The organism is Acetohalobium arabaticum DSM 5501 (assembly GCF_000144695.1).
In the GTDB taxonomy this organism is placed as follows: Bacteria; Bacillota; Halanaerobiia; order Halobacteroidales; family Acetohalobiaceae; genus Acetohalobium; species Acetohalobium arabaticum.
Genome location: NC_014378.1, coordinates 93,142 through 106,398 on the forward strand (window position 1 = coordinate 93,142; position 13,257 = coordinate 106,398).

A 13,257-nucleotide genomic window follows, 5' to 3' on the forward strand; every position below is an offset into this window, starting at 1 on the left:
ATGACATCTTATAAAGAAAAGTTGACGGTAGTTACAGGTAATTCGAATCCAAAGTTAGCTGAAGAAATATGTGATTATTTAGGAACTTCTTTAATAGATGCAGAAGTATTCAGGTTCAGTGATGGTGAGATCAGTGTTACGATCAGAGAAAGTGTTCGCGGTTCAGATGTTTTTGTTGTACAGCCTACTTGTCCCCCAGTAAACGAGAATATTATGGAATTATTGATAATGATTGATGCCCTTAAGAGAGCATCTGCCCGTAGTGTTACAGCAGTGGTGCCATACTTTGGTTATGCCCGACAGGATAGAAAAGCCAAGCCTAGAGATCCTATTTCTGCTAAATTGATTTCAAATTTATTGACTTCATCTGGAGCAGATAGATTAGTTTCTATAGATCTCCATGCAGCTCAGATTCAGGGCTTCTTTAATATTCCAGTTGATCATCTATTGGGTGCACCTATCTTGGCAGAATACTTTTTAAATAAAGGCTTAGATGATACTATTGTGGTAGCTCCGGATGTAGGATCAGTTAAAAGATGTCGTGATTTTGCTGAAAGACTTGATACTTCAATTGCTATTATTGATAAGCGCCGTCCAGAGCCTAATGTTTCTGAAGTGATGAATATTATCGGCGATGTCTCCGATAAGAATGTTATTTTATTGGATGATATGATCGATACTGCCGGAACAATTACTGAAGCCGGCAGAGTATTGAAGAATAAAGGAGCTAAAAAAGTATATGCCTGCTGTACTCATCCGATCTTTTCTGGTCCGGCAATTGATCGATTGAAAGAATCGGTTCTAGAGGAAGTAGTAGTTACCAATACTATTCCGCTATCAGAAGAGAAGAAATTGGACAAGGTTAAGGTATTATCAATTGCTCCTTTAGTGGGAGAAGCACTTGATAGAATCTTTAAAGATTTATCAGTTAGCGTACTCTTTGACTAAAAAATTTTGATTTTTGCTGAAAAAAATGTTAAAATACTGGTCATGAGGAGAACCTAGAAAAGGAGTGGGTATCAATGGAACGCGTACAGCTTGATGTTGAGTTAAGAGATGAAACTGGAACAGGGTCAGCCCGTAGATTAAGAGAACAGGGATTAGTTCCTGGAGTTGTTTATGGTCGCAACCAGGAACCGATTAATTTAAAACTAGATGCTACAGAGCTAGCAGATGTAACAGGTGGAAATGCTATTATTGATTTACAGGTTGATGGTGAAGAGAAGACAGTTATGGTTAAAGATGTGCAAAAGGATGTAATTACTGATGAATATCTACATGTAGACTTCCATCAGATTGCTCTTGATGAACCGATTGTGGTAGAGGTTCCAATCTCCCTTGAAGGTGTTGCTGAGGGAGTAAAAGAAGGTGGGGTTTTACAGAAGACACTTAGAAAGGTAGAAGTTCAATGTCTACCAACAGAAATTCCTTCTGATTTAAAGCTGAATATTTCTGAGTTAGAGGTAGGAGAGTCCTTACACGTAGGCGATTTAGAAGCCGGTGAAGGCATTGAGCTCACTACTTCTGGTGATGAAGTAGTAGTTACAGTTGTTGCTCCTACTGAGCTTGATCTTGATGAGGATGAAGATGAATTAGAAGAAGATCTTGTTACTGAACCAGAAGTTATCGGTGAAGAGCCAGACGAAGAAGGTGAAGAAGTAGAAGGTGAAGCAGAAGCGGAAACTGAAGAAGCATAAATAAATACTTAGATAGATTCTACTGCAGGCGTAATCAATTTAAATTGATTACGCTTTTTATTATTTTTTTGGAGGATTGATAATGATGAAGTTAGTTGTGGGCTTGGGTAATCCAGGATTTAAGTATGCAGCAACCAGACATAATATAGGCTTTAGAGTTATTGATAATTTTGCTGATAAAAAGCAGATTAAGATTGAAAAGGAGGAACAGGAAGCTTTAACTGGAAGTCTGTATTTTAAAGGAGAGAAAGTAATTTTAGCTAAACCTCAGACTTATATGAATAATAGCGGACGGGCAGTAGGAAAATTAGTTAACTGGTATGATATTGCTCCAGAGAATGTAATTATTATTTATGATGATCTGGATTTAAATACTGGCCATTTAAGGATTAAGTCTTCCGGAGGCCACGGCGGCCATAATGGAGTTAAATCTGTCTTTAATCATCTAGGAAGTACTGATATTTCCCGGATTAAGATCGGTATCGGACGGCCGCCGGAATATATGACAGTTCCTGACTATGTGCTAGGTAAATTTGATAAAGAAGAGAGGGATAAGGCAGCTAGAGCCGTTAGGGAAGCGGTTGAAGCTATTGGAGTTATTCTGGATCAGGGAATAGAGCAGGCTATGAATAAATATAACTAAGCCATACATATTATTCTTATTTTTAACGAATACTTATATGTGAAATGAAATATAGTTTTAACTATGATAGGAGGAAAGTAATTATGAAATTAGTATATTACTGTAGCCAATGTAATGACGTAATTGATAGATTGGAAGTTGATGCTGAAGAAATAACTGAAGATAAATTAGGATTTTCTATCTTGACGCCTGGTGAAAAAGAAGATATAATTAATGAAACAGAAGATGAAATTGAAATTGGAATTATCTGTGATGATTGTGAAGCAGAGGATGATCTAATTTCTTTAGTGAACAATAATTTAATCCATTAAAAGGGGCCTTGGTAGCTGTTAAGGTCCTTTTTTGGTATGTAGGAATGGAATTTAAAAAGGAGTTAAGTGGAAATGGAAGCTGGTTTATCTGATTTATTGGCTAAGACAGAGAAAATTGGAAATCTTAAAAAGAATCTTACTGAAAACTTGAATACCCAACTAGAGGTTAATCTTTCAGTTTCACAGCGGGCGTTTATAGCAGCAAACATATATGAGCAAGTAAGTGATAAATTTTTGTTGTTAACTTATAATTGGCAGCGGGCTGCTGAGCTTTATGAAGAATTACTGCGTCTGCTTGCTACTGAAGAGATTTTTTTATTTCCTCAGTTGGAAGTTCTGCCGCATGAAAGTATTGAAGTTGATATCTCTGTTAAAGTTCAGAGGTTAACAGCTTTAGAGAAGTTAACAACTAGAGATGAATCTATAATTATTGCTCCAATTCAGGCCTTGCTGATGAAGCTGCCGCCCGCAGATATCTTTGCTGATTATTCATTTAGAATTGATTTTGATTCTACAGTAGAATTAAAAAAGATCAGTTCACAGTTAATAAATCAGGGGTACTGCCGGGTTGATATGGTAGAAAATAAAGGTGATTTCAGTATTCGCGGCGGAATTATTGATATCTATCCTCTAACGCGAAGTAACCCAGTTCGAATTGAACTCTTTGGTGATGAAGTGGAATCAATTCGGGAATTTGATCTGGCTACCCAGCGTTCAATTAAGGAATTAAATGATGTTCATATACCGCCGGCAACAGAGATTTTACTGGATTCAGACTCATTACAACAGGGGATAGCTAAATTGAATAAGGAATTAAAACAGAATAGAGAAGTTTTAATAGAAGATGGGAAGAACAAAGAGGCTAAGGAGTTAGAAAGAAAGCTTGAGACTGACCTGGAACAGATAGAAGAAGGAATTCAGTTTCCTGCAATCCGGCAGTACTTACCTGCTTTTTATTCAGGATTGTCTACCTTGATTGATTACTTTAATGAAGGTAGTTTGGTCTTTGATAGTCCAAATCGGATCCAAAAACGTGCTGTAGATTTAATGGATGATCATAATGGATTACGTCTTTCTTTATTGAATCAAGGCAGTGTATTGAGCAGTTATGCTAAAAATTTTGCAAGCTTTGAAGAATTATTAACTGAAACTTATGATTATTCTAAATTATACTTAAATAAGACGCAGGAGATAAAAAGTTTAAGGGTTGATCGAAAGTTAGAATTTAATTTAAAAGAGACGCCGGTTTTTAGAGGACAGATAAATCATTTTTTAGATGAGCTAAAGCAGTTAATAGAGCAGCAATATAGAGTAATTATTACTTTATCGACCGAGAGTAAATGTAAGAGGTTGATTAATTCTTTACAAGAAGAAGATTTAACAGCTTTTTATACTGAAGAAATCACAGATAAACTACAATCGGGAAATATAGCTGTTACCACTGATGCTTTGCAGAAAGGATTTTCACTGCCAGATTTAAAATTTATTTTATTTACTGAAACTGATATCTTCGGTCAGAGTCAGCGTAAAAAGAAACGAAAAACTAAGACTTATGACCAAGGAGCTAAGATTTCTTCTTTTGAAGAACTGAATGTAGGTGATTACGTAGTCCATGAGAACCACGGAATCGGGAAGTACTTAGGTGTCAAGACGTTAGAGGTTCAAGGACATAATCAGGATTATTTATTGATTAAATATGCTGATGAGGATAAACTCTATGTACCTACAGACCAGGTGAATTTAATTCAAAAATATGTTGGAAAAGAAGGTAATAAACCTAAATTATACAGTCTAGGTAGTAATGATTGGGCCCGCGTGAAGCAGCGGGTTAAAGAATCAGTCCAGGAAATGGCTGAAGAACTGTTAGATATCTATGCTGAGCGCGAAGTAAAGGATGGATATGCTTTCAGTGAGGATACTGTCTGGCAGCAGGAATTTGAGTCTGATTTTCCTTATGAAGAGACTCCAGACCAACTTAAAACTATTGAAGAAGTTAAAGAGGATATGGAATCCCCACAGCCTATGGATCGGCTGCTCTGTGGTGATGTGGGCTACGGTAAGACTGAAGTAGCTATCAGAGCTGCTTTTAAAGCAGTATTGGATGGCAAACAGGTAGCTATGCTGGTACCGACTACTATTTTGGCCCAACAGCATTTGAATACTTTTATTGATAGATTTGAAGATTATCCTGTTAAAGTAGGAATGTTGAGTAGATTTAAAACAGCTAAAGAGCAGAAAAAGATAATTGAGGATTTAAAGCAAGGAATAATCGATATTATTATTGGAACCCATAGGATCTTATCAACTGATATTGAATTCAATGATTTAGGTTTTTTGATTGTAGATGAAGAACAGCGCTTTGGAGTTAAGCATAAAGAGAGATTGAAGCAGATAAAAAAGAGTATTGATGTTTTGACGCTGACGGCAACTCCTATTCCTCGGACGCTCCATATGTCCTTGGTTGGAGTTAGGGATATGAGTTTAATTGAAACACCTCCGCAGAATAGATATCCGATTAGAACCTATGTTAGAGAATATAGTGATGATCTAATTCGCGAAGCTATTCGCAAAGAGATAGACCGCGGGGGGCAGGTTTATTTTGTCCATAATCGGGTGAAGAATATTGATAAAGTAGCAGCTAAAATTAAGAAGCTGCTGCCTAAGGCTGAAGTAGTAACTGCCCATGGACAGATGAGTGAAGCCAAGTTAGAGAAGATTATGTTAGGCTTTTTGGATGGTGAGCATGATGTTTTAGTCTGTACCACTATTATTGAAACCGGTCTTGATATTCCTAATGTCAACACTATACTTATTAATAATGCTGATCAACTAGGGCTGGCCCAGCTTTATCAGCTGCGCGGCAGAGTAGGCCGGACTAATAGAGTAGCTTATGCTTATTTGCTTTATCAACAGGATCAGGTTCTATCAGAGGTAGCTGAAAAGCGCTTACAGGCTATAAAGGAATTTACTAACTTAGGTTCTGGATTCAAGATAGCTATGCGTGATTTAGAGATTAGAGGTGCCGGTAATATTTTAGGCCCAAAACAGCACGGGCATATTGAGGCAATCGGCTTTTCACTTTATTGTAAGCTGTTAGAACAGGCAGTTAATGAATTAAAGGGAGAAGATGATGAAGAAGAGGCGGCTGAAATAAATATAGATTTAGAGCTAGATGCTTATATTCCCGAAGACTATATACCTGATTCAAAACAGAAGATAGAAATCTATAAAAAAATTTCTGGAATTATGAATTTAACTGAAGTAGAAGAAGTTAAAGCTGAATTAAGGGATAGATTTGGAGCCATTCCTCAGTCGGTATTGAATTTGGTTATGATTTCTAAAATTAAAGTTTTAGCTTTAAATCTGGATGTTAAAAGCATTGAAAGTAAAGATGGGTTAATAATGGTTAATTTCAATACAGCAGATTATCTATCCGGACCACAGATACTAAAATTGAGTGACCAATACTCTCAACAGATTGGTTTTAAATCAGCTAAGGAACCTGTATTGAAGCTTGAAACAGAAGAAAGTGATGTCAAAATTTTAGAAATTTTGGCTGAAGTTCTGGACTACTTAATTGCTAGTCAAGATTTGAAATAATTTTTCTTTCACCTCCTGGGGTATATGTTAAATTTTACATCAATAATTAGTACTATTTAGTGGAGTTAAAGAATAAAAATATAAGATTAGCTATATACTATGTACAAATGGAAGACATTCACATGAATTATAAATTCAAGGAGGTGAAAGCTGGTTGGACAGTTATATGACAGAAGAGGCTGTTTAACCAGAAGTTATGAAAGCAACAGGAATAGTCAGGCGGATTGATGATTTAGGACGTGTAGTTATTCCTAAAGAGATTCGTAGAACTATGCGGATTCGAGAAGGCGAACCGCTAGAGATATTTGTTGATAGAGATGGAGAGGTTATTTTAAAGAAATACTCTCCTTTAGGTCAGTTGAATGAATTCGCTGAAGAATATGTTGATTCTTTACATGAAGTTACCGGGTATATAGCCTGTGTTTTAGACCGGGATGTAGTAGTTGCAGTTGCTGGTGCTCCTGATAAGAAGTTTCTGGATAAACCGGTTAGTCAGGCTGCAGAAGAGGTTATGGATAAACAGGAAACAGTAATTATTGAAGATCCTGGAGCCCATTCTTTTTGTGAAGGCTGCCTTGAAGATGATGAGGATTGTAAATTCAGTGTACAGGTTTTAGCTCCAGTTATCTCTTTAGAAGGCAAATCAATTGGTGCTGTTGTTTTAAGTTCTCAAGAACTTGATGATACAATGGGAGATTTAGAAGTTAAACTGGCAAATACTGCGGCTGGTTTTTTGGCCAGACAGATGGAGGATTAATTATTACTTAAGGTGAGTCAGTTTGTGGCTCACCTTTTTTCTTGATTTTAAAAGGGATTTAGAATGTTTTCTTGAATATAGAATGGAGAAAGTATAGAATGTTAGAGTAAGATAAGAAAGGGAGTCAATTGATGGCTGAAAATAGAAAACAAGGCTTTTTACAGGGGGCTTTGATTTTAACCATAGCAGCCTTTATTAGTAAAGCAATGGGGCTGGTTTATCGTATTTTATTAACTCGTTTAATTGGTAAAGAGGGAATCGGCCTCTATCAGATGGCTTATCCTATTTATACAATTATTTTAGTGATTTCCAGGTCGGGAATTCCAGTAGCGATTTCTAAATTGGTAGCTGAAAAGGTAGCAGAAGATAATCGAAAGAGTGCATACAGAATATTCCGAGTGGCTTTAAGTATCAGTTTTATTTTGGGTTTGGTATTTTCAGCAGGCTTAATTATTGCTGCTAAACCTTTAGCCCAGAATGTATTACGGGATGCGAGGGCTTTTTATTCTGTCTTAGCTATTGCTCCAGCTGTATTTTTTGTTTCAATAATGGCTTCTTACCGCGGCTTCTTTCAAGGCTTGCAGACTATGACACCGACGGCTATTTCACAGGTAGTAGAACAGCTAGTGAGAATGAGCACTATGCTGCTTTTAGCTTACTTATTATTATCCAAAGGAGTCGAGTTTGCTGCTGGTGGTGCAGCTTTTGGAGCAGTGACAGGTGCAGTTGCAGGCCTGACAGTACTGCTTTATATCTATTATAAGAATAAACAGGAAGTAGATGAATTTGCTGTAAGTGGTCCTGGAGATAATCTACCAGTACATAGAATATTACAGCGGCTTGCTTCTCTGGCTATTCCGGTTACCTTAGGTGCTTTAGTACTGCCGTTAATGCAGTTTATCGATGCTACACTTATTCCCTGGCGGCTTCAGGTGGCAGGTTTTAGTATTTCAGAAGCAACAGGATTATACGGCAATTTTGCTGGAATGGCTATGGTGCTAGTTAATTTTCCAACTATTATTACTGTTTCCCTAGCAGCCAGTTTGGTGCCGACAATTTCAGAGGCTTTTTCTTTAGGAGAGGATAGATTGATTAAGATTCGAACCCAGTCTGCATTAAGACTAACAGTCTTTATTTGTCTACCAGCAGCAGCAGGTCTTTTTTTACTGGCTACGCCTCTCAGCCAGATGTTATTTGCTCAGCCGGAAGCAGGGATTCCGCTGCGTTATGTATCTTGGGGAGTTATATTTGTCTGTCTCCAGCAGACTAGCTCCAGCATCTTACAGGGGATCGGTAAAACGGTTATTCCCGCCCGAAATCTATTTTTAGGAGGAGCTTTAAATGCTGTATTGAATTATTTTTTAACGGCTATACCCAGCATTGGTATCAGAGGTGCAGCTGTAGCTACTGCGTCTGGTTTCTGTTTAGCTGCTCTTTTAAATTTATTATCAATTGCCCTCTTGATTGGTTATGACTATAATTATCGTGATATGTTATTAAAGCCTATTTTAGCTGTAGTAGTTATGAGTCTGTTAGTAAAGCTCTCTTATAGTCAAGGAATAACTCTGTTACAGAATAATACCCTTTCTACTTTAGGGGCAGTCGTAGTAGGAGCAGTAGTTTATAGCTTAATTCTATTAATAACAGGAGCAGTAAAGGAGAAGGATCTTAAATTAATTCCTAAGATAGGAGATAGATTAGCAGATATTTTACTTAAACTTGGATTAGTGAGGGGATAGTATGCCAGAACCAGAATTAAAAGGATTAAAGATAATAGGCTTAGGTTATAAAGGAGTAGATGATTTAACGTTAAAGGCTTATAAGGAACTTAAGAAGGTAGACAAGCTGTTAGTGAGAACAGATAAGCATCCTGTTATTCCGCATTTTAAAGAAGAAGGAATAGATGTTATATCCTTTGATAATCTATTAGAGAAAGACCTGGATTCTGATCAGATAGTCAATAGTATCGCTGAGCAGATTAGGGGTTATTTAGATAAAAATATAGAAGTAGACTATGCTGTTCCCGGCAGCCCTTTAGTAGGTGATGAGTCAGTTAATCGACTGGTGGCTAAGCTACCTGATGATAGAATAGAGGTCCTACCAGGACTAGACTCTTTTGGCTTGTTGAAAAGAAAGTTTAATTTTGATTCTAATGGCCTACAGATTATGGACAGTTTAGCATTTAGAGTTGAAGATATAGATACTGACCAGAGTCTAGTTTTAACTAATATCAGTAATCAGAAAGCAGCTTCTAGATTACAAGAAGGCTTATTAGAGGTTTATCCGGCTGATTATTCTATTCAGATAATTGAAGTAGGTAAAGATTATCTAACAGAAAGCCGTAAACTTCTACTTCGTAATTTGGATAAGTTAAAAGAAGTTGACCAGTTAATTAATCTTTATATTCCAGCTTTATCAGAGAAAACAGAGGTAGATTTAGATAGGCTAGGAAGTCTGGATACATTAGTTAAAGTGGTAGCTAAATTGAGAAGTCCTGAGGGATGCCCCTGGGATTTAGAGCAGACACATTATTCTTTGCGGCCGCATTTAATTGAAGAGACCTATGAAGTTTTAGAAAGTATAGAACTTAATGATTCTGCTGGATTATGTGAGGAATTAGGTGATCTGTTATTACATGTTGTTTTTCATGCTCAACTGGCAGAAGAGACAGGAGATTTTACTATAGAGGATGTAATCAGCAGTATTTCAGAAAAAATGATCAGGCGCCATCCTCATGTTTTTGGAACGAAGGAACTATCGACTTCCGATGAAGTAATAAAGAAGTGGGAAGAGATAAAGGCAACAGAAAAGAATCATAAAGAGAATGAATCCCTTCTGGATATTACCAGAGGCCTTCCGGCATTGATGGGGGCCCAGGAGATTCAATCTAAAGCTGCAGAGATTGGATTTGATTGGACAGATATAGATGGTGCAGTCGATAAGTTAAAAGAAGAGTTAGAAGAATTCCAAGAAGCTTTAATGTTTGAGCAGAAGGACTTAGTCAAAGAAGAGTTAGGGGATTTACTGTTTGCTGTAGTTAATGTTAGTAGATTTCTGGATTTAGATTCAGAGCTGACTTTACATGATGCTTGTTGTAAATTTAAAGCTAGATTTCAATATATGGAGAAGCTGGCAGATGATAAGTTAAGTGGAATGTCCTTAACTGAATTAGAAGAATTGTGGCAGAAAGCTAAAGTTAAATTAGAGGAGGAAAAAATTAATGAAAGATTTGAATAAAAAATTAACAATAGTAATTATTTTGGTATTAAGCAGTCTTTTAGTTGTTGCTAGTCCTGTTTTAGCTGCTTTTGATATAGAAGCTGAATCAGCCATCTTGATGGAAGCTGAAACAGGGCAGGTTTTGTTTACTAAGAATGTTACCGAGGAACTGCCTCCAGCTAGTATAACTAAGATCATGACTTTGCTTTTGGCTATGGAGGCTATAGATTCTGGACAGATGAATTTAGATGATACAGTAATAGCCAGTGAATTTGCTTCTTCTATGGGCGGTTCTCAGATATATCTAGCTCCTAAAGAAAAGATGAAAGTAGAGACGCTTTTAGAATCAATAGCTATTGCTTCGGCTAATGATGCCTGTGTGGCTCTTGGTGAGCATATAGCTGGAAGTTATCAAAACTTTATTAAAATGATGAATGAGAGGGCTTCTGAATTAGGCTTGAAAGATACAAACTTTATTAACAGTACAGGGCTGCCTACAGATGATGGGGCTCATTACAGCAGTGCCCGGGATATAGCCATTATGTCCAGAGAATTAATTAATAAACATCCTAAAGTATTGGACTGGACAAGTATCTGGATAGATAAGATTCGAAATGGAGAATTTACTCTTTATAATACTAATGATTTAATCAATTATTATCCAGGAGCTGATGGATTAAAGACTGGCTGGACAGATAAAGCCGGTTATTGTCTAGCAGCTACGGCTAAACGGGATGGAATGCGGTTGATTTCAGTTGTAATGAAGACAGATAGTGAAGAAGCTAGAATGGAGGAATCGGCTAAGTTACTGAACTATGGTTTCAGTCGGTTTGATTTAAAGAAGGTAGTCAAACAGGGAGAAGATGTTGGTAAGATAGAAGTAAAAGAGGGGGAAGAGTTAGAAGTTAAAGTGGAAACAGCTGAAGATTTAAAACTTGTATTGAAGTCTAACGCTGAAGATTTAGAACGGGAAATTGAATTAGAAAAAGAAGTAACAGCTCCAATTGAGAAGGGAGAAATAGTAGGTAAATTAATTATTAAGCAGGCTGATAAAGAGTTAGGAAGTGTAGATTTAGCTGCAGCTGAGAATGTTAAGCGGGCAGATCTTTTAACTAGGCTATGGAGAATGATAAGAGACTTTATATTAGGTTTTTTTAAATAATTCAATGTATATTCCCTCCTGATTAGAGATAGATTAAGCATAAAGAAGGAGGTTTTAAATTGGATTTTTTGCGCCAATTAAAATTTAACCGACTGCTAATTGTGAGTTTGATTATAGCAGCAATGGTAGTAGGTAGCAGCTGTACTCAACAACAGCAGCAGGAAGTAGAAAAGATTGATGAACCTACTATTGAGGTAGTTACAGAGAATGGAGAGACTAAAAGTTTAAATATGGAAGAGTATGTAGCCGGGGTAGTAGCTGGAGAAATGAAGCCTAATTGGTCGCAGAATGCCTATGGAGCCCAGGCAATAATTGCCCGCACTTTCGCTTTGAAACTGCTTAAGGATGAAGGGACTAATCAAATCAGCGGTGAGCATGAGAAAGCACAGGCCTATCGGCCGCAAAATATTACTGATGAAATCAGACAGGCAGTAGAGAAAACAAGAGGAGAGGTAGTTACTCATAAGGGAGAATACATTAAAGGCTGGTTTCATTCCAGTGCTGCCGGTCAGACAACTACTGCTAAAGTAGGTTTAGCCTATGATAAACCAGAACCGGAATACATTACCAGTGTAGAGTCGCCAGACCAGCATGCTCCTGAGGATGTAAAGTCTTGGATAGTAACTCTCCCTCAAAGTGCTATTTTAAATGTATTAAAAGAAATTAAAGGTGTCCAAGCAAGCAAAGTAGAGAATATAACAATAGATGATAAAGATGAGACTGGACGTGCTATTGGTCTAACAATAAATTATGGAAATGGTAGTGAAACGATCAAAGCTGCTAAGTTCAGAACTTCTATTGGTCCTGATGAGTTGAAGTCTACTTTGATAGAAAGTATAGAAGAAACAGATAATGGATTTATCTTTAAAGGAAGCGGCTATGGTCACGGTGTTGGCATGAGCCAGTGGGGGGCATATGCTTTAGCTAAAGAGGGACAGAGTCCCGAAGATATTATTAAACATTACTTTACAAATATTGAGATTATCAAGAAGTGGAATTAATTCCACTTCTTTTTTTTTTGGAGGTAGAAGCCTTAAGTCATAGACTTTCACTTAATAACATAGATATAGAGTAAGGAGTTATCTAGAAGGAGGATAGATATGAGTAAACATCAGGTAAGAATGGATAATAGAGAGTTATTGGAGATTGAAGGGGTAATAGAAGTTATTAATTTCAGTGATGAACAGATATCTTTGGCTACAGAGTTAGGCCCCTTACTAATTTTAGGAGAAGATTTAAATATACAGCAGTTGAATTTGGATAATGGAGAATTAATAGTAGATGGTTATATTAATGGCTTGGACTATTCTCAAGATGATAATGGTGATGGCATTCTCAGTAATCTATTTAAGTAATAGTAGCTATTCTTAGTAGAGGTGAATTTCTGTGGTTTCACTGGAGATGCAGATTAAGACTTTCATATACATGGTACTTCTAGGCCATCTGTTAGCCTTGCTATTTGATTTTTATCGTGTGCTAAGAAGCTTTGGTTATATAAATGATATGGCTACTGCAGCAATTGATTTTATTTTTGCTTTTTTAGGTGCTGGAGTAACCTTTTTTATTCTTCTTAACAGTAATTTTGGCCAGATAAGATTTTATATTTTTGTTGGATTAGTTCTGGGGATTATAGTCTATCATCAGTTATTTAGCTGTTTGATAATAAGAGTGATGAGAGTAACTTTAGAGGCTATTATCAAATTAATAACAAAGATAATAAACTTAAGCACTAAGTTATTTAGGCCGGTCAAAGATTTATTAATTAAATTAAAGAATTTAATTGATGGATTTAAATTTTATAGTTAAATAAAATATAATAGACAGGAGATTGGAATTATACCTAGAAACTCATAAACATCAAAGTTAAT

General features: G+C 36.6%; 12 protein-coding genes. All 12 read left to right on the forward strand.

Annotated features, from left to right (window positions below; genetic code table 11):
• The 12 genes from acear_RS00490 to yabQ all read left to right on the forward strand — a co-directional run bounded on the left by acear_RS00490 (position 1) and on the right by yabQ (position 13,195).
• Positions 1-948: a ribose-phosphate diphosphokinase gene (locus tag acear_RS00490; RefSeq protein ID WP_013277086.1), complete on the forward strand. Its 948-nt coding sequence runs from the start codon at positions 1-3 to the stop codon at positions 946-948.
• A 74-nt stretch (positions 949-1,022) separates the two neighbouring features.
• A complete protein-coding gene (locus tag acear_RS00495) occupies positions 1,023-1,697 on the forward strand; it encodes a 50S ribosomal protein L25 (RefSeq protein WP_013277087.1) in 675 nt (224 codons plus the stop codon).
• Positions 1,698-1,779: 82 nt separating this feature from the next.
• Positions 1,780-2,340 carry an aminoacyl-tRNA hydrolase gene (gene pth / locus acear_RS00500; RefSeq protein ID WP_245526691.1) on the forward strand — a complete coding sequence of 187 codons (561 nt, stop codon included), beginning with the start codon at positions 1,780-1,782 and terminating at the stop codon, positions 2,338-2,340.
• 83 nt (positions 2,341-2,423) lie between these two features.
• A complete protein-coding gene (locus acear_RS00505) occupies positions 2,424-2,651 on the forward strand; it encodes an anti-sigma-F factor Fin (RefSeq protein ID WP_013277089.1) in 228 nt (75 codons plus the stop codon).
• Between the two features lie 72 nt (positions 2,652-2,723).
• On the forward strand, positions 2,724-6,251 hold the full coding sequence (gene mfd / locus acear_RS00510) for a transcription-repair coupling factor (RefSeq protein ID WP_013277090.1): 3,528 nt from the start codon (positions 2,724-2,726) through the stop codon (positions 6,249-6,251).
• Positions 6,252-6,447: 196 nt separating this feature from the next.
• Positions 6,448-7,008 (forward strand): stage V sporulation protein T, encoded by a 561-nt coding sequence (spoVT, locus tag acear_RS00515; protein ID WP_013277091.1) that lies wholly within the window; start codon positions 6,448-6,450, stop codon positions 7,006-7,008.
• Between the two features lie 131 nt (positions 7,009-7,139).
• Positions 7,140-8,747, forward strand: coding sequence for a stage V sporulation protein B (gene spoVB / locus acear_RS00520; protein ID WP_013277092.1), 1,608 nt, complete (start codon positions 7,140-7,142; stop codon positions 8,745-8,747).
• Between the two features lies 1 nt (position 8,748).
• Positions 8,749-10,245 (forward strand): nucleoside triphosphate pyrophosphohydrolase, encoded by a 1,497-nt coding sequence (mazG, locus tag acear_RS00525; protein WP_013277093.1) that lies wholly within the window; start codon positions 8,749-8,751, stop codon positions 10,243-10,245.
• On the forward strand, positions 10,229-11,389 hold the full coding sequence (locus acear_RS00530; protein WP_013277094.1) for a D-alanyl-D-alanine carboxypeptidase family protein: 1,161 nt from the start codon (positions 10,229-10,231) through the stop codon (positions 11,387-11,389). The genes mazG and acear_RS00530 overlap by 17 nt, the downstream gene beginning before the upstream one ends.
• Before the next feature lie 59 nt (positions 11,390-11,448).
• Entirely contained in the window at positions 11,449-12,390 is a 942-nt protein-coding gene (locus tag acear_RS00535; protein WP_013277095.1) for a SpoIID/LytB domain-containing protein, read from the forward strand.
• A 99-nt stretch (positions 12,391-12,489) separates the two neighbouring features.
• Positions 12,490-12,744 (forward strand): sporulation protein YabP, encoded by a 255-nt coding sequence (gene yabP, locus acear_RS00540; RefSeq protein WP_013277096.1) that lies wholly within the window; start codon positions 12,490-12,492, stop codon positions 12,742-12,744.
• Between the two features lie 31 nt (positions 12,745-12,775).
• A complete protein-coding gene (gene yabQ / locus acear_RS00545; RefSeq protein WP_013277097.1) occupies positions 12,776-13,195 on the forward strand; it encodes a spore cortex biosynthesis protein YabQ in 420 nt (139 codons plus the stop codon).
• The last annotated feature ends 62 nt before the right edge of the window (positions 13,196-13,257 follow it).